27 protein-coding genes are annotated in these 21,820 nt (G+C 36.6%); 14 read left to right on the plus strand and 13 right to left on the minus strand.

Features of this window, described 5'->3' with window-relative positions; all coding sequences use genetic code 11:
• Window positions 1–101: 101 nt before the first annotated feature.
• From JOE44_RS21885 to JOE44_RS21895, 3 genes are all read right to left on the minus strand, one after another.
• On the minus strand, window positions 102–950 hold the full coding sequence (locus JOE44_RS21885; protein WP_209785203.1) for an IS3 family transposase: 849 nt from the start codon (window positions 948–950) through the stop codon (window positions 102–104).
• A 14-nt stretch (window positions 951–964) separates the two neighbouring features.
• Entirely contained in the window at window positions 965–1,396 is a 432-nt protein-coding gene (locus tag JOE44_RS21890; RefSeq protein WP_209787511.1) for a transposase, read from the minus strand.
• Window positions 1,397–1,499: 103 nt separating this feature from the next.
• Window positions 1,500–1,790, minus strand: coding sequence for an HU family DNA-binding protein (locus JOE44_RS21895; protein ID WP_002976900.1), 291 nt, complete (start codon window positions 1,788–1,790; stop codon window positions 1,500–1,502).
• Between the two features lie 399 nt (window positions 1,791–2,189).
• Here JOE44_RS21895 and panD point away from each other — a divergent pair, with 399 nt between their 5' ends.
• The 8 genes from panD (at window position 2,190) to JOE44_RS21935 (ending at window position 9,610) form a co-directional block, all read left to right on the plus strand.
• Window positions 2,190–2,540 carry an aspartate 1-decarboxylase gene (gene panD, locus JOE44_RS21900; RefSeq protein ID WP_002976902.1) on the plus strand — a complete coding sequence of 117 codons (351 nt, stop codon included), beginning with the start codon at window positions 2,190–2,192 and terminating at the stop codon, window positions 2,538–2,540.
• A 3-nt stretch (window positions 2,541–2,543) separates the two neighbouring features.
• The gene (locus JOE44_RS21905) at window positions 2,544–3,572 is read left to right on the plus strand and encodes a lysylphosphatidylglycerol synthase transmembrane domain-containing protein (protein ID WP_209787512.1); all 1,029 of its coding nucleotides are present in this window, start codon (window positions 2,544–2,546) and stop codon (window positions 3,570–3,572) included.
• 178 nt (window positions 3,573–3,750) lie between these two features.
• Window positions 3,751–4,326: a TerD family protein gene (locus JOE44_RS21910; protein ID WP_103232447.1), complete on the plus strand. Its 576-nt coding sequence runs from the start codon at window positions 3,751–3,753 to the stop codon at window positions 4,324–4,326.
• Between the two features lie 27 nt (window positions 4,327–4,353).
• Window positions 4,354–5,031, plus strand: a complete 678-nt coding sequence (locus JOE44_RS21915) for a TerD family protein (RefSeq protein ID WP_209787513.1) — start codon at window positions 4,354–4,356, stop codon at window positions 5,029–5,031.
• 85 nt (window positions 5,032–5,116) lie between these two features.
• On the plus strand, window positions 5,117–5,755 hold the full coding sequence (locus JOE44_RS21920; RefSeq protein WP_209787515.1) for a VWA domain-containing protein: 639 nt from the start codon (window positions 5,117–5,119) through the stop codon (window positions 5,753–5,755).
• A gap of 17 nt (window positions 5,756–5,772) precedes the next feature.
• Window positions 5,773–6,816 (plus strand): TerY-C metal binding domain-containing protein, encoded by a 1,044-nt coding sequence (locus tag JOE44_RS21925; RefSeq protein ID WP_209787517.1) that lies wholly within the window; start codon window positions 5,773–5,775, stop codon window positions 6,814–6,816.
• Window positions 6,816–8,093 carry a PP2C family serine/threonine-protein phosphatase gene (locus JOE44_RS21930; RefSeq protein ID WP_209787519.1) on the plus strand — a complete coding sequence of 426 codons (1,278 nt, stop codon included), beginning with the start codon at window positions 6,816–6,818 and terminating at the stop codon, window positions 8,091–8,093. Before JOE44_RS21925 ends, JOE44_RS21930 begins: the two co-directional genes overlap by 1 nt.
• A 5-nt stretch (window positions 8,094–8,098) precedes the next feature.
• A complete protein-coding gene (locus tag JOE44_RS21935; protein WP_209787521.1) occupies window positions 8,099–9,610 on the plus strand; it encodes a serine/threonine-protein kinase in 1,512 nt (503 codons plus the stop codon).
• A gap of 147 nt (window positions 9,611–9,757) precedes the next feature.
• Here JOE44_RS21935 and JOE44_RS21940 read toward each other — a convergent pair whose 3' ends face one another.
• From JOE44_RS21940 to JOE44_RS21975, 8 genes are all read right to left on the minus strand, one after another.
• Window positions 9,758–10,198, minus strand: a complete 441-nt coding sequence (locus JOE44_RS21940; protein ID WP_209787523.1) for a GNAT family N-acetyltransferase — start codon at window positions 10,196–10,198, stop codon at window positions 9,758–9,760.
• A gap of 35 nt (window positions 10,199–10,233) precedes the next feature.
• Complete coding sequence (locus JOE44_RS21945; protein ID WP_209787525.1) at window positions 10,234–11,004, minus strand: hypothetical protein; 771 nt, start codon at window positions 11,002–11,004, stop codon at window positions 10,234–10,236.
• 12 nt (window positions 11,005–11,016) lie between these two features.
• A complete protein-coding gene (locus JOE44_RS21950; protein WP_209787526.1) occupies window positions 11,017–11,538 on the minus strand; it encodes a 3'-5' exoribonuclease in 522 nt (173 codons plus the stop codon).
• 206 nt (window positions 11,539–11,744) lie between these two features.
• Window positions 11,745–12,944, minus strand: coding sequence for a tyrosine--tRNA ligase (gene tyrS / locus JOE44_RS21955; RefSeq protein WP_209787528.1), 1,200 nt, complete (start codon window positions 12,942–12,944; stop codon window positions 11,745–11,747).
• 480 nt (window positions 12,945–13,424) lie between these two features.
• Window positions 13,425–14,015: an NAD(P)H-dependent oxidoreductase gene (locus tag JOE44_RS21960; protein ID WP_209787531.1), complete on the minus strand. Its 591-nt coding sequence runs from the start codon at window positions 14,013–14,015 to the stop codon at window positions 13,425–13,427.
• A gap of 75 nt (window positions 14,016–14,090) precedes the next feature.
• Complete coding sequence (locus JOE44_RS21965; protein WP_209787533.1) at window positions 14,091–14,909, minus strand: AraC family transcriptional regulator; 819 nt, start codon at window positions 14,907–14,909, stop codon at window positions 14,091–14,093.
• Window positions 14,910–14,920: 11 nt separating this feature from the next.
• Window positions 14,921–15,418 carry a GNAT family N-acetyltransferase gene (locus tag JOE44_RS21970; RefSeq protein WP_209787535.1) on the minus strand — a complete coding sequence of 166 codons (498 nt, stop codon included), beginning with the start codon at window positions 15,416–15,418 and terminating at the stop codon, window positions 14,921–14,923.
• A complete protein-coding gene (locus JOE44_RS21975) occupies window positions 15,390–16,019 on the minus strand; it encodes a TetR/AcrR family transcriptional regulator (RefSeq protein WP_209787537.1) in 630 nt (209 codons plus the stop codon). Before JOE44_RS21975 ends, JOE44_RS21970 begins: the two co-directional genes overlap by 29 nt.
• A 96-nt stretch (window positions 16,020–16,115) precedes the next feature.
• Between JOE44_RS21975 and JOE44_RS25310 the strand changes: the two genes are divergently transcribed.
• From JOE44_RS25310 to JOE44_RS21990, 4 genes are all read left to right on the plus strand, one after another.
• The gene (locus JOE44_RS25310; RefSeq protein ID WP_280895238.1) at window positions 16,116–16,250 is read left to right on the plus strand and encodes a hypothetical protein; all 135 of its coding nucleotides are present in this window, start codon (window positions 16,116–16,118) and stop codon (window positions 16,248–16,250) included.
• Window positions 16,250–16,624, plus strand: a complete 375-nt coding sequence (locus tag JOE44_RS21980) for a hypothetical protein (RefSeq protein WP_209787539.1) — start codon at window positions 16,250–16,252, stop codon at window positions 16,622–16,624. Before JOE44_RS25310 ends, JOE44_RS21980 begins: the two co-directional genes overlap by 1 nt.
• A gap of 219 nt (window positions 16,625–16,843) precedes the next feature.
• Complete coding sequence (locus JOE44_RS21985; RefSeq protein WP_209787541.1) at window positions 16,844–17,419, plus strand: Crp/Fnr family transcriptional regulator; 576 nt, start codon at window positions 16,844–16,846, stop codon at window positions 17,417–17,419.
• Window positions 17,420–17,478: 59 nt separating this feature from the next.
• Window positions 17,479–18,498 (plus strand): NAD-dependent epimerase/dehydratase family protein, encoded by a 1,020-nt coding sequence (locus JOE44_RS21990; RefSeq protein WP_209787543.1) that lies wholly within the window; start codon window positions 17,479–17,481, stop codon window positions 18,496–18,498.
• Window positions 18,499–18,509: 11 nt separating this feature from the next.
• Here JOE44_RS21990 and JOE44_RS21995 read toward each other — a convergent pair whose 3' ends face one another.
• Complete coding sequence (locus JOE44_RS21995; protein WP_209787545.1) at window positions 18,510–19,133, minus strand: hypothetical protein; 624 nt, start codon at window positions 19,131–19,133, stop codon at window positions 18,510–18,512.
• Window positions 19,134–19,227: 94 nt separating this feature from the next.
• Entirely contained in the window at window positions 19,228–19,608 is a 381-nt protein-coding gene (locus tag JOE44_RS22000) for a VOC family protein (RefSeq protein ID WP_209787547.1), read from the minus strand.
• Window positions 19,609–19,808: 200 nt separating this feature from the next.
• On the opposite strand from JOE44_RS22000, the gene JOE44_RS22005 reads away from it, so the two are divergent.
• Both JOE44_RS22005 and JOE44_RS22010 read left to right on the plus strand, forming a co-directional pair.
• Window positions 19,809–20,372 carry a TetR/AcrR family transcriptional regulator gene (locus tag JOE44_RS22005; RefSeq protein WP_209787549.1) on the plus strand — a complete coding sequence of 188 codons (564 nt, stop codon included), beginning with the start codon at window positions 19,809–19,811 and terminating at the stop codon, window positions 20,370–20,372.
• A gap of 40 nt (window positions 20,373–20,412) precedes the next feature.
• On the plus strand, window positions 20,413–21,819 hold the full coding sequence (locus JOE44_RS22010; protein WP_209787551.1) for an MFS transporter: 1,407 nt from the start codon (window positions 20,413–20,415) through the stop codon (window positions 21,817–21,819).
• Window position 21,820 lies beyond the last annotated feature (1 nt).

Below are 21,820 nucleotides of genomic sequence, written 5' to 3' on the forward strand. Positions count from 1 at the left end.
ATTCTTACGTCCTTAAAACTTCTTAATGGTTTAATTCTCTATCATCTTGACTAGTCCTAAATAAGCGTTACATATTAATAGGATAAAAATACTAATATTTATTATATAGTTGTTGGGTTTTCCCGACAACTATATTTGTTTTTATACGTTCTTATTTTTACACTATTTTGTTTGTGCATCTGCTCCGGTGTTTTCATATAACACGACCAATGTGGTCTTTTGGTATTATAAATGTGAACTGCATCTTCTACCAATAGCTTCATTGTCTGTATATTTACCTGATAATCTTCTAATAAGAACTCTTGCTTGAGTATTCCGTTTACTCTTTCTGCAATAGCATTTGCATAAGGATCATAGCTTTCAGTCATTGAGGGTCTGATATTTTTCTTTTTCAATATTTTTTGATAAACATGACTGCAATATTGTAACCCTCTGTCGGAATGATGAATTAAGCTTTTTTTATAATTTCTTCTCTTTATAGCCATATTCAGGGCCCGCAGAGATCCCTCAGTTGCCAAACTATTAGAAAGATCATATCCCATTATTTTCTTAGAATAAGCATCTGTAACCAAAGCCAGATAGCAATTCCTGTCTCGCCCTCCAATATAAGTGATATCTGAAACCCATACTTGTTCCGGCTGTTCCAATGGCATATTTTCTATTAGATTCTTATGCTTTCTGAATCGATGATGGGAATTGGTGGTTATTCGATAGTTTCTTTTGGGTTTTATGAGCATATGATTGGCTCTGAGTATGCTGAAAAGTTTATCTCGTCCCACATGTAATGTATGCAGAGAGTCCGCCAGCATATGATAGATCTTTCTTGTACCCACACGAGGCATCATCAAACGCAGGTTATTGACCAGTGTAATCACTTGGTCAGCCCGGGCTTGTTTTTGATCTCTAAGCCAAAAGCTTCGATAATAGTGCTGTCGGTTGATCCCGACCAATCTACAAAGATAACTTATCGTTTTTTTTGTTTCTTTGCTGAGATGCTGGATTGATCGGGAAAGGAGTTTTTTCTTACCGAAATCAAATATTCTTCCTCCGCCAGGTCTATCAATTTATCCAAAATAGCGGCTTTGTCTTCCGATTCCATTAAACGGGTTTCAAGATATTCGTTATGACGTTCCAGACGTTTTAACTTCTCTTCCAGCTCTTTAATCTTTTGTTCAGGTGTTTGCATAGCTTTATGTTGGGAGCGGTTGTCTATATCAAAGGTACCATATTTTCTTCGCCATTCCGTTATAGTGCCGTGACCTTGAATACCATACTTACGCATTGCTGCACGATTGCCAATACTGCCACTCTCTACTTCTTTTACTACCGCCAATTTAAAGGAGACGCTGTAATCCTTTTGGCTACGTTTTACATACTGATTGTGAAATGATTCCATAAAATTACTTTTTTTGTGTAACGCTATGTTAGGACGAGACATCTTTAAAACAAAAAAAGGCTGTTTCTAAGAAACAGCCCTTGAATTTTCGTAATCTGAATGATTATTTTTTCTTAGCACCTGAAACTGCATTTGATAAATCAGCTCCAGCTTTGAATTTAGCAACTTTTTTAGCAGCGATCTTGATCGGTTTTTTAGTTGCAGGGTTAATACCTTGTCTAGCTGCTCTCTCAGCTACTGAGAAAGTACCAAAACCTACCAAAGAAACTTTTCCATCTTTTTTCTTTAAAGTAGTTGTAACGTTACCGATGAAAGATTCTAAAGCAGCTTTTGCTGCAACTTTAGTGATACCTGCATCTTTTGCGATTGCGTCGATTAATTCAGACTTGTTCATAATTTTTAATATTAAAGTTAGTTCGTAATTATAGCAAATATAGTACTATTTTCTAATTGTGCAATTTTTTTATTAAAACTTGTAAAATTTTTTTGCTTTTCACTCAAATCAGTTAAAATATGATAATTCCACTTTTCACAGAAAATCTACGTTACAGGTTACTAAAATCATGCCAAATGCTTATGTTTATTGACTTTAGCAAAAAGTTAATATTATTTTTTGTATTTATTAAATCCTAAATTCTATATAAACAATTAATATTTTTGATCATATGATTATTAAATTTATAAGTAATTTTTATATTTCTTGTATTTTGTGAAATTAAACCCCTGTGTTTGTGGGAGTTTTTAAATGATAGGAAAGACCTGTTTTATTAATTTTTATTAATAAATTTGCATCATGCTAATAGAAGTTTTCAAGTCTAAGATTCATAGGGTGAGAGTAACAGCCTCTGACCTTAATTATATAGGGAGTATAACGATTGATGAAGATCTTATAGAAGCTGCCGGCCTGGTAGTGGGAGAAAGGGTCTATATCGTGAATGTAAATAACGGAGAACGTTTTGATACCTACGTGATCAAAGGGAAAAGAAAATCAGGAGAAGTTTGTCTGAACGGACCTGCAGCAAGAAAAGTACAGAAAGATGATATCATCATCATTATTGCTTATGCTCAGATGACCCCGGAGGAGGCAAAAGACTTCCAGCCGAAGATCGTTTTCCCGGATGAAAAAACAAACCTTCTTACGTAGGACATGGAGAAAACATCAAAAAGTCCGGTAAAATCAATACTTACAATCGTAATATCGCTTGCTTTTGCAGGCTTTTTTTTATGGCTTGCCCTAAGGGGACTGGATTTTAAAGTCATTCAAAAATCACTGGCTAAAGCTAATTATATCTGGGTATTGTTTGCCTCCGTATTTGGTCTTCTTGCTTACTGGTTCAGAGCCATCCGCTGGAATCTGATGCTGGAACCCATGGGACACAGAATTTCGAACTCCAATGCCCTTTGGTCTATATCATTTGGATATCTGATGAACCTTACCATTCCGAGAAGTGGTGAAGTAGCGAGAGCTACAGCTTTATATGGAGTGGAAAAAGTACCGGTAGACAAATCTTTTGGAACAATCATTTTGGAAAGAGTAGTGGATCTGGTTTGTATGATGGGATTTTTAGGATTGACTTTATTGTTTAAATATGATGCGATTCTGTCATTCTATAAAAACTCCGGAGTGAATATTAATCCTAATAAAATAGTATTGATCCTTTCCATTCTGATAGGAGGAACAGTTTTGTTTTTTGTGTTTAAAAAGAAACTTTCAGGCATTCCGTTTTTAGGAAAGGTCGTTAATTTTATTGATGGGATTTTTCAAGGATTAACTTCTATCTTTAAATTAAAAGAAAAGGGGAAATTCATCCTTTATACATTAGGAATCTGGATTTGCTATTATCTGGCAGCCTATCTTGTCTGCTTTGCTCTTCCTGAAACCTCAGGATTTACCTTTGCAGACGGCTTTTTCATTATTGTAGTGGGAACATTGGGAATGATTATCCCAGCCAGTGGAGGAATTGGAGCCTATAATCTTGCGATGAAGTACGGTTTTATGGCCCTTTTTATTTCAGTAGGAAAAAGCGCAGATTTTGGAGGGGAAATGGGGCTTACCTATTCCTTTATTTCTTTACCACTGCAGATTGTGATTATGCTGGTGATGGGACTGATTTCCATTCCTATGCTGGCAAAAGCAAGAAATGCTGCTGTTTCGGATCAAGAATTTGAAAAGTAATTCAAAATACATTTATACAATACAAGGTTCAATTTTTTAATTGAACCTTTTTTTATGGTCATTTTGTGACGTAAATCGTTTTAATGAAGCTGTATAGATCATTTTTTTATCAATAAATTTGGTCAATTCGTAAATCACTTCTATCTTAATGCAAAAAATAATCATAATATAAAACACTATGGCAATTAATCTACAGAAAGGGCAAAAGATCGAGATAGGATTAACTAAAATGACGATTGGATTAGGCTGGGATCCGAATGAAGGAACAGGCTACGATTTTGACCTGGATGCTTCTGCAATCATGATTGATTCTGACAGAAAATTAGTAAGTGAAGAATACTTTGTTTTTTACAATAACCTGAATTCTCCGGACGGAGCGCTTACCCATACAGGAGATGATCCCAGTGGTAAAAACAGCGATGGTGACGATGATGAAGCGATCGTTATAGATCTTGATAAAGTAGATTCAAGAGTGGAAGAGATTCTTTTTGTGGTTACTATTGAAGATTTTGAAAGAAGAAGACAAAATTTCGGACAGGTTAGAAACTCCTATATCAGAGTAGTAGATAATCATTCAAATCAGGAAATTGCAAAATATGAACTGGATGAAGATTTCTCCATTGAAACAGGAGTAGAGTTCGGAAGGCTGTACAAAAGAAACGGAAGCTGGAAGTTTGAAGCTTCGGGAATAGGATACAGAGCAGATCTGGGCTTCTTCCTTGAGAAATACTACAAAGGACAAATCATCAAATAAATCATCAAATACACAAAAACGATAACTATGGCAATTAATTTACAGAAAGGACAAACGATAGATTTAAGAAAGAATGACCGCGGAGAAAGCGTTTATGATCTTTCAAAAGTAACCATCGGTTTAGGATGGGATGTCAGAAAACAAGGCAGTGGATTCTTTGGGAAACTGTTCAGTAAAGAAGCCGAATATGACCTTGATGCAGTAGCATTTCTTTTAGATGGCAACGGAAAAGTAGCTAATCTTGGAAGAACCGTTCAGACTAATGACGGAAGACAGATGGGACTTTATCAGGGAGATGTGGTTTTCTTCAATTCTATGCAGCACCCAAGCGGGAATGTTTGGCTTACAGGAGATAACAGAACCGGAGCCGGAGATGGAGATGATGAGCAGATTATTGTAAGGCTGGATCAGCTGGACGAAAGCTATCAGAAAATTGTATTCATTGTTACTATTTATCAGGGAAGAACCAATAACCAGCATTTCGGAATGATTGAAAATGCATTTATCCGTGCGGTGGATGCTTCAGGAAAAGAAATTACAAAATACAGCCTTTCCGGAGATTCAAGTATGAACGGAAAATGTGCAATGGTTTTTGCAGAGGCATACCGACATAATGGTGACTGGAAGTTTCGTGCTGTAGGTGAGCCGCATAATACAGATAATTTTATCGATATTCTGAGACAGCAGTACGCTTATTCCAACTAGATTTTCACTTTTTTTCAACTCAAATAAAAGCCGGCTTGGAAGTCTCCGACTCCTCCGCCGGCTTCAGAATTAATATTTGTCTATAATGAGCAGGAGATTATTAGCTTATTTTTTATTGGATACTTCAGGTTCTATGAACGGAGAACCTATTCAGGCATTGAATAACGGTTTCAACGGCCTTATCAGCATGCTGCGTGCAGATCCGCAGGCGATGGACAGTTTACATGTAAGTGTTATTACCTTTGATAGAGAGGTTAAAAACATGATACCATTAACAGATCTGGCGAGTTTTTATCCTATGGAAATTACCTGTCCGGATAGTGGACCAACCCATACGGGAGCCGCTTTGGAAATGGTTTCTGAACTGGTTCGGAAAGAACTCGTAAAAGAATCAGCCGATGCAAAAGGAGACTGGCAGCCGCTGCTTTTTATTTTTACGGATGGAAAACCTTCCGATATCCAGAAATACAGACAAATGATCCCTGTGATCAGAGGTTTGGAATTTGGAGCCATCGTAGGGTGTGCAGCTGGTCCGAAAGCAGATGAGCAGTTTCTGAAAGAACTGACGGATCATGTGGTAAAACTGGATACTACAGATGCCATTACGCTTTCTTCCTTTTTCAAATGGGTGAGTTCTTCCATTACACAGGGAGGACATTCTCAGAGTACGGGAGAAAATATCACATTACCTCCGCCACCATCGGAACTTAATATTATTATTTAAAAAATTGTCTTTACACCATGAGAAGACTGCCTATTTATTTTTTAGTAGATATCTCCGAATCTATGGTAGGAGAACCTATTGAGCAGGTACAGGAAGGTATCGCCAATATCATCAGGGAATTGAAAAAAGATCCCTATTCACTCGAAACGGTTTACATTTCTGTTATTGGCTTTGCAGGAGAAGCTGAAGTGATTACTCCAATGCAGGATATTATCAGCTTTTATCCCCCTAAGATTCCAATTGGAAGCGGAACGTCACTTTCACAGGGCTTAATCAAAGTAATGGATTGTATCGACAGGGATATTGTGAAAACCACCTATGAGAGAAAAGGCGACTGGAAACCTATTGTTTTCCTGTTTACAGACGGAGTGCCTACCGATGATGCTACCAAAGCCATTGAACGATGGAATACCAAATACAATGGAAAATCCAATACAATTGCCGTATCCATAGGGGAAAATACCAATTATAAACTTCTTGGTTCTCTGGCAGACCATGTTTTGCTGTTCAATAATTCAGATGAAAATTCCTATAAAGAGTTTTTCAAGTGGGTAACGGACTCTATTAAAACAACCAGCCAGAGTGTTACAGAAGCAAAAAAAGAAGGCATTAATTTATCTAAAATTGATTCCCTTATTTTGGAAAAAGTAGATCCTGAAATGGAACAGAAATTTCCGGACAATAATTTTGTAGTACTGAACGGAAAATGCCAGGAAACTGAAAAGCTTTATCTGATGAAGTTTAGAAAAGCATTTGCGGAATCCAGCATACCAGGAATGGCAACACGGTATTACAGATTGGATGGCGCCTATAAAATTGATGAAAAAGCGTACTACAGACTTTCTTCAAACCAGAAAACCCACCTTAAAATCAATATAGAAGAACTGGATGGAGGAACTTCATGTCCTCACTGTGCCAATCCCATTGCACTGGCTACCTGCTCATGCGGAGGAATTCATTGTCTGAGAGGAGAAGGATACAGTAAATGTCCATGGTGTGGAACTTCGGATTATTACGGTTTTTCCGGAGGTGGATTTGATATTAACCGAACTTTGGGCTAATGATGGGTAAATTTTTCCGGAAATCAGCCGGTGAATCTAAACCGAAGACTGTGGAACAAGCTGTTATTTATAAAGAAAAAGAAGAATTCAAAGAGGTTCATTGGGTATTGAAGAATGCCAGTGTTAAACAGTTTTATGAATTCCCTCTTGACATGGACGATTTTCCGAACATCAAAATTCAGAATATCGGGAATCTCGAAGAAGCAGGACTTACTTTTGAAAACAATACCATTTCAGGAACTCCTGTAACCAACAATATGTACCATCTGGACGTTCAGTTTTATCACATACATGATCAAAGCCAGATTGAAACAAAGAAAATTCAACTGTTTGTCAACGCAGATCCAAAAGACTTATGGAAGAATATTCCGAGTGATAAAAATGCTGTTTTTTATAAATCTGAAGAAGCCTCTTTCAAAGGTTTATTTTCAGATAAAAAAATTGTTGTGGCTTCCAAAAGAGGACGCTCCCATGCGCATGAAGGGAAATTCCGTGAAGATGATTTTGCCGTAAATACTTTCCCTGCAGGCTGGAATATTGTTTCGATTTCTGATGGAGCAGGTTCGGCAACAGCAGCAAGAGAAGGTTCAAAACTGGCTACAACAACAATCAATCAGTTTTTCAGTTCAGAGGAGATTTTAAATCAGATTGAAAATAATATCAATCGTCTATATGCTGCCCAATCCTCTAATGAAGAACAATCGGAAGCCAAACAAAATGTTATAAATATTTTATCCGAAGCTGTTTTATCTGTTTATCAGAGATTAGAAAAGACAGCAGCAGAAAACTCCCTTTCTGTGAATGATCTGCATGCAACGCTTATTTTTACATTGCTTAAAAAATTTAGTTTTGGATATGTTATTCTAAGTTTTGGAGTAGGAGACTGCCCGATTAACCTCATCAATACCGACTTTTCCGAAGTTAAACTTTTAAATAAAATGGATGTGGGAGAATTTGGCGGAGGTACCCGCTTTATCACCATGAAAGAAATTTTCAACAATACAATGGCTTCCCGTTTCAGGATTACCTGTGTGGATAATTTTTCCTATCTCGTGCTGATGACCGATGGTATTTATGATCCTAAATTTATCACAGAAAATAAACTGGAAGACACTGAAAGCTGGAAATCACTTTTTGAAGACCTTGCCGGAAATAATGATGACCGGACGAAAGCTGATTTTATGAATGATGATAAAATTGACGAAGAACTTTTAATCTGGAGTGATTTCTGGAGCAGAGGAAATCACGATGACCGTACATTGGCAATAATCTATTGATACCCATGAAAAAGACCATTAAAGTTGTTTCTGTTCTGGACACAGCCAAATCCTATGAATATGTAGATGAAAACCCTATCAGGGGCGGAGTGAAAGATGTTTATTTTTCTCCCGATAAAGAATATGTGGTGGCTTTCTACCGAAGTCCTTTGGATGAAGGACAAAAAGAAAGGATCAAGAGAATTGTTTCTACTTATCTGCAGAGCATACAGAATGGAAATGCCCCAGAGTACTTTCTGAACGAAATATTCAGATGGCCTTACGATATTGTGGAAAGAGATAAACTCACAGGAATTGTGGTTCCTGTTTACCATCATAAATTTTATTTTGCCAAAGGATATATTGGTTCAGATAATATCCAGGGACAGGATAAAGTGGGAAAATGGTTTACAGCTCCTATGTTCAGAAATCAACAATATCCTTTAAGACTGGATCAGTCAGAACTCGGAGATTGGCTGAGTTATTTTCAGATTGCGGTGAACATCAGCCGGGGAGTGAAAAAACTGCATCAGATGGGGCTGGCACATTCCGATTTATCTTACAATAATATTCTGGTGGATCCCGTTACAAAATCTGCCTGTATTATTGATATTGACGGGCTTGTTGTTCCAAAGCTGTTTCCGCCGGAAGTGATAGGAACAGCAGATTTTATTGCCCCTGAAGTGTTGAAAACAAAACATTTGAGTCTTGAGGATCCAAACAGACATCTGCCTAACCAAAAAACAGATCTGCATGCCCTTGCTGTTCTGATTTATATGTATCTGCTACGAAGACATCCGCTCCGTGGAGGGAAAATCTGGGATCTGGATTCCGAACATGACGAAATTTTATCCATGGGGGAAAAAGCAATGTTTGTAGAACACCCGGAAAACTCTTCCAACCAGGTAAAATCTGATCATCTTAGAAAATGGGACGCATTCTGGGGAGATCCTCAGCAGATTCCTTATACGGTTACGGGGCCTTATATTTCAGAATTGTTCCGCAAAACATTTATAGACGGATTACATGATCCCATCAGGCGGCCTACAGCCAACGAATGGGAAACCGCTTTATTGAAAACCGTAGATCTGATACAGCCTTGCCATAATTCCGGCTGTACTGAAAAATGGTATGTTTTTGATAATACCAGCAATCCGAAGTGTCCGTTCTGTGGAACTCCGCATCAGGGTACTTTACCCATATTAGACTTATACTTCAAATTTGATGACGAGGTATGGAAACCGGAAAATCACAGGCTGATGGTTTATCATAATCAGTATTTATTCAAATGGCATGTTTCCAGGAAAGTGATAAGAAATGAAAACCTGACTATGCAGGATAAAATGCCTGTAGGGTATTTCACATTCCATCAGGGAAAATGGGTATTGGTAAATCAAGGCTTATCAGGAATGAAAGATGTCACTGAGCAGAAAGAAATTCCACCCGGTTCTATGGTTGAGCTGACAGATGGTAAAAAAATACTGCTGTCTGCAGAAGAAGGCGGAAGGCTGATCTATGTAACGATGGCGAATCAGTAAACCGTCATTGCGAACGTAGTGAAGCAATCTCAGATTTTCAGATCTACAGATGATTGTGACTATTTGTGCTCATTTATTTGTGAGATTTGTGTTTAAATCAAAGAGAGTCTTCCAACCGCTTTAGCCAAAAATTTTAAAAAAAATTATTTACTGCCTTTCCGTTTCCATAAAATATGAATATTCATCTTCCCCGGTAATCTTAAATCCAAGACTTGTGTAAAGATGCTGTGCCTTGTTGGTTTTTAAAACACTTAATGACACCGTTTTTCCTGCTAATGAAGCTTCCTCCAGAATATCTGACAAAATCTTTTTTCCAAGACCTTTACCTTGTTGGCTGGGATCAATCTGAAGTTGCAGAACCTCAATGTTGGTAAATGTTCGGTCTACTTTTAACAGTCCGATGGGTTGATTGTCTAAAAGAATAATATCTGCTTTTTCAAACTGGTACAGAACCCTTTGCAGGGTGGTTTCTCTGTCGGTAGAAAGTCCTGAAGTCTCATAATGAGGATTCATGGTTTTCATTCTGAGATCAAGAAGATAATCGATGTCGTTGTCAGTAGCTTTTCGGTAAATAAGGGAAGTACTCATATTTTTTAGAATTCCAATTTTAGGCTATATCAGCATTAATAAGACTGTAAGATAAGAATTTTTGGATTTTTTTTTGCATCAATTCTGGATTTCATTTCTATAGATTTCCGGAAGAAAGAATAAGAATGGAGAACAGAATGACTATAAGGACTTTTTTCACTGGGATAAAATACTTTGGCAAGAAACTGTACTTCCTCTTCAATGATTTCAAAGAGCAGGCTATTATCCTGATTTTCTTTTTTGATTGTGTTGACGATTCTTTCCTCTTCTGCGGTCAGTTTATGCTCATGATCATGTATTTTCCGGTCAAGAATTTCCTTTGTGACCAAAATTACATAATCGTTGAAGAGCAGAAAATCTTCTGAGCAGATCCTGATACCCGACTGATAATTCTTCAGCATGCTCATGGGGAAGAACTCAGTGTAATTTTCGTATTGATGCATATAGCCATAATATGCAGCAGCATTAGGAAACTCGTAAAGCCAAAAAATTCCTAAATATTGATATAATGTTTCAAAATATTCATTCCTTGCTTCCCAGGAATCATGATGAAAGAGAGGCTCAATCTGACTTCTAAAGAACAACGTGATTTCCAGCATATCTTCAGGCGTAATATTGTTGATATCATTTTTGATGGTCTCCAGTATTCTGTCGAAGCTGATTTTATCATTATTCAGAGCCTTTTTTCTGTTGTTAATAAAACCTCTGAATGTTTGGGTATGATACATTCTGTGCTGTAGATCCTCATAAAGATTCACTGCTGCCTTTTCACTGTCAAACATATAAATTGAAGTATCTTTTCCCATAAGTTGTAAAGGTTATTTAAAACTTATTTTCAGTCCCATCTCTTCCTTCATGTAGAGCAGAACCTCCGCATTTCCTCTGGCATCATCTACCGGGTTGTGGGTATGTTCGGTTTTACGCAGATGTTTCCATTGGGCAAAAGTATCTTTTTCCAGTCCGCAATAAAGATCAGAAAGTCTCCTCGAAGAAAAGCCAAAAGGATTCCGTCCGATAAAATGATGGAAATACCAGCAGATAAACATCCAGTCGAAACCATTATTATCACTGATGAATATTGGTCTGCCTTTAGAATGTATTTTAATCCAGTCTTCAAAGGCAAGCATTACCTTTTCCGGATCATCAAAATTCATTGTTTCTTCTCTGCTGAAACCGGAAACCGCTAAAGCATCAGGGTTAAATTTTTCAGAAACCGGCTTCAGTTTTCCATAAAAGGTGGTGCCTAGTTCCGCATTCACAAGTACTGCTCCGAAGCAGACCATGGAAAAATCTCCTGGAATCGGCCCGTCTGACTCTATGTCGACCATGATGTAGCTCATTGGAAAATAGTTTTTAGAAAACGAAGATATTGAAATTAGTTGAAGGAGGGAAGATGGGAGAGGGAAGCTGGAAGTTATTTTCGGGCTGTAAAGAACTTCTGTGTTTTTTAATTTTAGCTTTTGTTTTAAAAATATTCCTATCAAAAAACTTTATAAGTTCATCGTCTTTCAAAAACTTCCCTCCTCCAGCTCCCATCTTCCCGCTTTTATATCAGCTCAAAAAAGCCCCTTTTTCCGATCTTTATTTTGGTTTGAGGGATCAGTTCCATTTCTTCATTAGAGTCTGTTATTTTACTGTTATTGATTTGAATTCCTCCATTCTCAATCAGTCTCCGGATTGCCGATTTGCTGAGGTCACTTTTAAGATGATGACAAAGTTCAACAAGAGATATCCTGTTTTTAATCTTTCCCAAAGAACTTATAGAAACAGGCTCATACTTTTTCTCTTCAAAATTTTTATTCTGAAACTGATTGATAAAAAACTGTTCTGCATTTTCTGCTGAAGCAGCATCGTGGTATTGGGTAATGATGTTTTTAGCAATCTGTTTTTTAATATCCATGGGATTTTCCCCTTTTGCTATTCCGGAAAAAAGTGCTCTTTTTTCTTCCATCGAAAAATCGGTGGCCAGGTTGATGAATTCTTCAATCAATGCGTCGGGAATAGACATGGTTTTTCCAAACATCTCGTTAGGTTCATCCGTAAGTCTGATAATATTGTTCAGAGATTTGCTCATCTTTTCCTTTCCGTCAAGACCTCTCAGCAATGGCATACACATCACAATCTGAGCTGGCATCTGGTGTACTTCCTGAAGCTGTCTTCCCATGGTACAGTTAAAAAGCTGGTCTGTGCCGCCCATTTCAATATCACATTCAATTTTTACAGAATCAAAACCCTGAAGAATTGGGTATACCAGTTCATGCATGGCGATGGGAGTATTTTCTGTAAACCTTTTATTAAAATCATTGCGGTGCATCAACTGAGCAACGGTAACTTTTGAAAGTAACTGGATTACCTCAGAAAAGTCCAGTGTGTCCAGCCAGTCAGAATTGAAGACAATCTTTGTCTTCTGAACATCAATGACCTTGGAAAGTTGGTTGATATACGTCTGGGCATTGTGCTGTACATCTTCAGTACTTAAAGGTTTTCGTGCTTTGTTTTTTCCGGTAGGATCACCAATTCTGGCCGTAAAACTTCCTACCACAATGATGATCTGATGTCCCAGATCCTGAAACTGCTTCAGTTTTTTTAATACCACGGCATGTCCCAGATGCAGATCAGGAGCCGTAGGATCAAATCCTAACTTGATGGAAAGTTTTCTATTTTCCTTTTTGGCTTGGGCTAATTTCTCTTCCAGCCCATTTTCAGGCAGGATAATGGCCACATTTTCTTGTAATGAATGAATCATGTTGAATAGTTTTAAAATGAAAAAACCCGGACAGGGACTGTCCGGGTTCTATATATACGTTAGATTATTTTATTGGATTACAGATATAGAAAGTCTTCCCGAACGATAGCCCGGAGTGTAATATTCACTGAAGAATGGAAGACGTAATATACTGTTTAGATGTTTCATTGTTGGGTAAATATACAGGAATTTCCTGAGGATCCAATATTTAAACCATTAAGACGCATTGCAGGGTTATAACAAGATTTGTTTTTAAATAAAAACTTAACCATCCATCAATCTTAATGGCTTAAAATAATGGTTCAAAACAATTTTACTTGCGATTTTTGAAGCTAATTTCATGCCATAAATCCTTTAAAAACAAAATAGAGGATAAAGAGATAAAAACTGTATTTTATTATTTTTTTCGTTAGTTTATAAGAACCCAATAGAACAGGACTGATATCTTGTTTTTCTACAGATGTTTTCATTAAGTAAAAATTAATAGTTAAATACAGGTTCGGAAAATAAATTTTTAACCTGACTTTTCCAGATTTCCAGATCTTCAGAAGAAGCTTTATCTGCTTTATCAAAAAATAAATGTCTGATGATTTCCAGTCCGGAGTACATGAAAATACCATGATCAGAAGTTAAAGTCAGAGCTTTATCCATTCCTGTTTTTTCATATTCTTCATGAGATTTCCCATGAGTATTGATAATAACAGTTTTTTTGCCTTTCAAAAGCCCTTTTTGGATGCCCTGATCATAGCGGTAAGCAAAACCATAACTGAAAACGCGGTCTATATAGCCCTTCATGATTGCAGGAAGACCTGTCCACCAGATAGGATAGATAAAGGTAATCTGCTCTGCCCATGAAATGTGCTCCTGCTCAATTTTTATATCATCTGATACTTTTCCCAAACGCTGTTCCTGCATATCAGCCAAGGAAAGAACCGGATCAAAACCAATGGCATACAGATCTCTCACAATAACTTCCTGATTACAGGATTGGAGTGTTTCTATAACAGTGTTTAAAAGATTGTGATTTAAACTGTTATTATTAGGGTGCGCGTAAATGATTAAATGTCTCATTACTTTGATTGTTTAGATTAATGAGACAAAAGTAGTCTGGTGTACACTTCGAAAATTGTAAGAAAACGAAATAACCTATTTCGATTTTGGGTTGCAGATCTCCTGCTGGAATTTTAAATACTGAGCGGGAGAAATATTGATAAAATGCTTGAAATCATGAATAAGCTGGCTTTGATCATAATAACCACACTCATCAATGATGACAAACCATTTGACCTGATTTTGTTTTTCGGTTTCCTCTTCAATGATTTTGATGGCTTTTAAAAAACGGTTGTAACGGTTAAGCTCTTTTAAAGAATACCCAAACTGCTCTTTCTGTTTTCGCTGGATGTTTCTTTCTGTTTGATGAGTCTGTTCAGCAATGACTTTAACAGGGTTTAGAAGATCATTCTCAAAACTGCTCAGAAGCTGGCTGGTAATATCCCGATCCTGCAGATAAGGTCTGCAGAATTCTAAGATATGATTCACTTGTTCTGTAGTAGAATGTAATGCTGTCAACTGATGCCACAGATCTGTAAAACAGTTTTCTTTCAACAATTCATCCGGATGTTTTACCGATTGCATAATGGATATTTTTCCAAAAAATCTGAAGAATGCATCATCTTTAAAATTGGCGACAAGAATAGAACATCCTGCCGGAAGCGTATAGTCAAAAGCTTGTCTCACCGGACCGAATACCATACATTTATCAATACTTATGATGGTTTTTTCCCGTGTAGACATCGTGGCACTTTCTCCGAAACAAAATAACAGGATTGTCTGATAAGTTGGCAAAAGTGTTTTGGTTATTGATATTTCAGAAGTATTTTCAGCAAAATAAAAATGAGTAAATACATTTTCAAACTCCTGAGGAGCTGAAATTCTATACTCATTATATTCTGGTTGTAATTCCATCAATCTTAACATTAAAAGATAAGTGTTTTTGCCATTTTATAATTCATCATCGCAATTCCTTTTACATACACTGTTTGCTCCAGAACAACCTGAAAACCGTTTTTTTCAAAAAAGGGTCTGGCTGTTTTGCTCACATCAGCAGTAAGTTCTCTCTCATGATGCTGCAGGGCTTCTTTTTCAATCAAATTATAAAGCATTGAGGCAATTCCTTTATGCTGATAATCTTTGTGTACAAAAAGCAGGTCAATATAATTTCCCTGATCAAGAGTACAGAATCCTACTATTTTATTTTCGGTGAGAGCAATCAAAACATGTTGATCTCTCATCACTTTTATCCACCTTTCCTTGTTCTCTCCACCGGATTTCCATGCTTGAAGCTGTTGAAGATCATAATCTTTTTTACATATCTCATCTATAGTTGCGGTAAAAAGCTGCAGCATCTCCGGTAGATCATCATTCATCCCTTTTCTGACGGTCATGTTATGACTGTTGAATATATTGTTCTTCATAAAGTTTTTGCTGTTCTTTATTGAGAATCGGGTAGAAAAGATTCATCTGCAGAATCGTATAGTGCAATATTGCTTCTTTCTGATTGAGTTTTAATATAAGCCTATTGTGGGTAAGCCAGTTGTCTGCAATGATGAAAATCTGTTCAACAAGACCCTCTATAATAAAATGAGGAACATCTTTCTGAAATATATTGCTCTTCTGAAGATCTGAAAAGATCTGCTGAAATTCTTCTTTCCTGCTGAAATTAATCCCTTCATAGCTGGCTTTGATGTCGGGATTTTGATTCAGAATATCTATAAAATTGATGAAGATGAAACGATAAGAATAAAAAATTCTGCAGGTAGAATAAGTAAACTGATAAAGATCATCCAGCGTTTTATCCTCTGTTTTTTTCATTTGGTTCAGCAGCTCATCCATTTTCAGAGTAAGCTCAGAGAAAAGGATTTTAATGAGGTCTTCCGAATGTCTGAAATGATAATGCAGATTTCCCGCACTGATATTGAGTTCAGCTGCGATATGCCTGGTGGTAATATTGTTGTACCCCTTGTCATTATATAATTCCAGTGCTTTAGACAGAATTTTATCCTTGGTCTTCATCATCCAAAGATAAGAATATCAGAACGGATATAAATCATATTTTTAAAATTAGAACAATTGTTCTAATTTAATATATTTGCAGGATTAAATCTTATCAAAATGGAAGGGAAGCAAAAGTTCAATTATGAATCAGCAGATCAAACTGAAAAAGAAAATACAACAGACTCCCAGGAAGTTATATCAAAAATCCTGCAGGTAATCCTTGGGATCATAATGGCAGTACTGCATATGTGATGAGCAGAAGAATTTCATTTTGGTTCCTGATGGGATTGGCAGTTTGGGGACTTATTATTCTGCTGAGACGAAACGGAATTTTTATTCCCGTTATCAATGATCATTTTACAGATTGTATGACAGTTCCTATGTATTGTTATCTGATAGAATATATCATGAATTCTGTGCTGGGCTATCACTGGAAACCTGATCTGAAATTTGTATTGACTTCAGTGCTTTATCTGTCTTTTTTGTTTGAAGTGCTTTGCCCGATACTATCCCCTCATTTTACAGGAGATTTTTGGGATGGCGTGGCTTATTTTGCAGGTGGAATGGTATATTACTTTCTTATTCTCCGGAGGGGCAATAAAAAAGCCAACAGTTCCACATCGTAAAAGGAGACTGCTGGCTGTGTTATAGTTTTTATCCTGGTTCTGTACTCGTTCCTGTAGTGTTTTTATTTCCTTTTTCAGCAGCAGATTTTCTTTCGGTTATGTATAGAAGACAATTGTTGAATCCAGTATGTTACATAGACAGGTAAATATTTTTTAAGTTCATAAATATTGAAGTTTTCTTTTGGTATTTTTGTGAAAGATTAAAACATACTCAGTTCAATGCATGACAAGCTTTTACAACATATTTATTCCGGCCATGATTTGAGTCAGGAAGAAACAGAAGCAGTCAAAAAATATTTTGAGCCTGTATCATTTTCAAAAAATACGATTATAGAAGAGGCGGGAAGAATACCTCAATATCTATATTATATTGTTTCAGGCTATCTCAGACTTTTTTATACCGATGAAAATGGTCATGAAGTAACCACGCATATCAATTGTCCGCCTGGATTTTTTACCTCTTATTCAGATTATATCAACAGTACAGTTTCTGAAAATAATTTAGAAGCGATCACCGATGCTCAACTTTTGAGAATTTCCCAAGAAAACCTGAATTTTTTGATCAGCCAAAGCCAGGCGATGAAGGATTTTAGTATTTCAATTTTCCAACAGTCGATTACCTATAACGAAAAACGTTCCAGAGAGTTATCTGTTTTAAATGCTGAACAGCGATACCTGAAACTCATGAATGATTATCCTGGCATCATTCAAAATGTTCCTATCCAATACATCGCATCGTTTTTAGGAATGAAGCCGGAAAGCCTGAGCAGAATCCGGAGGAAAATAATTAACTAACAAAAGTCAAGTGGTTCTGGAATAGGGAAGATGAACTTTGCAGCATTAAAATTAATGTAATGACAAAGAATAATGTAAGTCTTGTTTCAGGAGCCAATGGACATCTGGGAAATAATTTAGTCAGATTTTTACTTGAAAAAGGGATTCCGGTAAGAGCTGCTGTAAGAAATACAAAAAACAAAAAACCTTTTGAAGGATTGTATTGCGAGCTGGTACAAGCGGATATTACCGACAAAGCTTCTTTTGTAAAAGCACTGCAGGGAGTGGAAACATTCTATGCTGTAGGCGCTTCTTTCAAATTATGGGCTAAAGATCCTAAAAAGGAAATCTATGAAGTAAACATCAATGGTACCCGGAATACTATTGAAGCTGCCGCAGAAGCAGGCGTAAAAAAAATAATATATGTAAGTTCTATTGCTGCTCTCAATTATACAAATTTACCTACCAGAGAAAGCAATGGTTATAATCCGGATCGCAGAGATATGTATTATAACTCTAAGAATGACGGGGAGAAACTGGCATTTGACCTGGCTTCAAAACTAGGAATAGAATTAGTTTCAGTAATGCCTTCTGCGATGATTGGTAGTAAGGCATTTTTACCGTTAAATGTTTCCTATGGAGTTCTTAAATTAATTTTGAATAGAAAAATTCCGGTAGACACTAAAATTACGCTGAACTGGATTGATGTGAAGGATGTTGCAGAAGGATGCTTTTTGGCCGCTGAAAAAGGACGTTCGGGTGAACGTTATATTCTTGCCAATGAAAAATGCATGACGATCACGGATACAACTATTCTTGCCAATACCCTCTATCCTGAACTGAAGCTGAATATTCCCCGTTCCGTTCCCAAAGGAATCCTGTTTACGATTGCTGGTCTCATGGAGCTTACCGCAAAATTGAGTGGAAAACCGCCCGTACTTACCCGAAAAGATATTGCCATGTTTTCAGGATTACAACAGGATTTTGATATTTCTAAAGCAAGAAATGAATTAGGATTCAATCCTAAAAGTCCTGAACACGCTGTGACAGAAGCGTTAGAGTATCTCATGAAAAATCCTGAAATGCTGCGAGAGGTTTAAGAAGCCTCTTTTTATTGATTCTCAAGTTTGATGATAGAACCTTTGTAAAACTTAGTCAGATCATACAGATCGGTAAAATAATGCTGCAGATCCGGGATGATGGCAGGATCAAAATCTTTCAGACTACACTGGTCTTCAGCCAGGAGATATAAAGACTGGTTATCCGGTTTCAGATATTCGCAAAGGATATTATCCGGATGCTGTTCTCTGTTGATAATCTCTGTCAGAAAAATCCCGTAGATCAGGAATTGATTGAAGTTTTTGGAGTCTACAATATAATTCATATCCTGCTTCAGAAGTTTTTCATAATCTGAAAGAATCTGAAGGAAATTTTCGGCATGAATGTTAGTCGGAATTTCATAAAAAAGATCAATACCATTGATGAAAAGCTGTGTTTTGGTTTCCTCATGATCTGAAGAATACACCTTATGAAACCATTGAAAAATAAGCAGAAGTTCTTCCTGGCTAAGTTCTTCAACGGAATCTTTTACTTTTTCTTTAATTGTTTCAAGGGTATTTTTCGCTTCAGGCGCAAAGAATTTCAGAATATTTTCTTCTTCACGGCTGAGCTTATTGTACAAATTTATTTTGGCAATAATGGGATTGGTTTTGATGAAATACAGTTCTTCCGCCATAGGTATTTACCAAATTAGATTTCAAATGGTTATTTAAATATACAAAATATGCTTCAACTGCATGAAAAAAAATAATATGCAATGAATGGTATGGCTACTTTACTGTTTCATGCAGCGCTATTCTGTTGCCTTCCGAGTCTTCAAATTCTGCTACTGCAAAACCGTATTTTTCATCTATCCTTTTGGGGTAAAGAACAGAACCTCCATGTTGTAAAACTTTTTCCAATGTTTGGTCAATATTTTCTGATTTAAAATAAATAATGACACCATTTTTGGAAGGTTGGTAGACATCTCCTTTAGCTAATGCACCTGTAATGCCACTGTTTTTTTCTTCAAATGGAAACAATGCCATCTCATAGCGGTCTATGATTTCTTTCTCAAAACTAAAGTTGAAAACAGCAGAATAGAACTTTTCAGCACGCGCCAGATCATGCAAGGGAATTTCAAAGTAGACGACAGGATTGGAGGAATCCATATTTTTTAAAGCATTAGGTTTCTGTGATTGACTGCAAGATACGGTTAGCAATATAAATATCAAAAAGAGCGACAGTGATTTCATGATTGGAAGTTTAAATGGCAGATGGTATTTCCTGAATCTAAAATAAAGTTTTTATCTCAATTTCAAAAATAGATAGACTTATCTATTTTTTATCTACATTTGTAAAAATTTTCACGATGAAAAAAGAAAAAGTACTCGAGAGGATTATCAGGGTTGCTTCAGAATTATTTTATAAGCAAGGGTATAATTCTACGGGGATCAATCAGATTATTGCAGAAGCGGATATTGCCATTGGATCTTTGTACAATCATTTTTCATCCAAAAATGATCTTCTTCAGGCCTATCTTATCAAAGAGGAGCTTGGCTGGTTTGAAGGATATGAAAACAGTATATCCAGGGTTTCAGACCCGAAAGAAAAACTTCTTACGCTCATTGACTACAGAAAAAAATTGCAGCAGGCCTCAAAATTTGCAGGCTGTCATTTCATTAAAATTGTCTCCGAAATAGGAGAGGGCAATCCTTCTGTTTCCACTTTTGCCATACAGCATAAAGAAAAGCAAAAGGATTTGATCAGAACACTTGCCAATGAATATGGAACAGAGGCAAAGCTGGCTGACACAGATTCAATAGCAGATCATATTTTTCTGTTAATCGAAGGAGCTGTTGTTACCTCTACGATCAACAAACAAACTGATTCTTTTGACGAGATAAAAAAAATTGTTCAGGGTTTATTGCCCTAATTTTTTTTAATTATTTAAAAATAGATATATCTATATAAAAATGAAACATAAGTATTTGAAATTATTAGTGATACTGTTGGGACAGTTGTTAACAATCATGGATATTTTTATCATCAATGTGTCTATACCTTCCATACAACGTGACCTTCATGCTTCTCATGGAGAAATGCAGTTTATGATTGCCGCTTATCTTATAGGATTTGCTTCTTTACTGATTACAGGAGGCAGATTGGGAGATCTGTACGGAAGAAAAAGGATTTATATTTTCGGATTGATTGCCTTTATGATAAGTTCTATTGCCTGCGGAGTTTCTGTAGGAGCTGGTCAGCTGGTAATTTCAAGGTTTGTACAAGGAATCAGTGCTGCCATGATGGCGCCTCAGGTACTTTCCATGATACAGATTTTATTTCCCGGTCATCAGGAACGCACCAAGGCGATGGGATGGTATGGAATTACTATCGGGATTGGAACCGTTTTGGGACAGTTTCTCGGAGGATACTTTTCATCTTTGACTGTTATGGAAGAGCCATGGAGACTTATTTTTCTGATGAATATTCCCATCTGCTTGCCCGCTATTTTTCTTAGCCTGAAATTATTGAACGAATCTAAAACGCCTGTAAAACAATCTTTCAATGCTGGTGGAGTTCTCATTCTTTCTGCAGGATTGTTCTGTGCAACTTATGCTTTAACAATGTCTGAACATGAAGGTCTTCATTTCAAAAATGTTTCATTAATGATTATTTCTGGTGGAATTTTATTCAGTTTTATAAAAAATCAGAAGAAGAGAATCCAAAATGAACGTTCCTATCTGATTGATTTTGAATTATTCCGTTATCAAAATTTCAATTTGGGAATTGTGGCGGTTTCTTTCTTTTTTATTATGCTGGATTCCTATTTTTATATTCTGTCTCTGTTTTTTCAGGATGGACTAAAGATGAGTCCATTAGAGGCCGGAGAGATCATTGTTTTTCAGGGATTGGGTTTTATTTTAGCTTCAGTCATTTCTGTAAAACTCATTTTGAAATATGGGAAAAAGGCCCTGATGGCAGGGCTTAGCTTTATTATTTTGATTCTTATGCTTCAGTTATTTTTATTCAGAATGGAGACTGGTTTTCCCGTTTTCTGCCTGCTTTTATTTTTGCATGGGCTGGGAATAGGATCTATTATTCCTTCACTGGCGAATATTGCTTTGTCAGGAATGTCTGAAAAACTGGTTGGAAATGCTTCCGGGGTTTATAATACTTTTCAACAGATTGCTGCTATAGTCGGGATTGTTGCTGTAGGAAGTATTTTCCATTATTTTCTGGGAACAAAACCTTCCGTACAACAGTATCACAATGCCTTTTCCGTTTCTTTACTGATTAATATTCTCTGTTTGATTTTTGTAGTGGCCTGTATTTTTAAGGTTCCGGACTATGTTCTTCCTGAAATGAAAAACAGGAAATAAA

This window comes from Chryseobacterium sp. PvR013 (genome assembly GCF_017833095.1).
GTDB lineage: Bacteria > Bacteroidota > Bacteroidia > Flavobacteriales > Weeksellaceae > Chryseobacterium > Chryseobacterium culicis_A.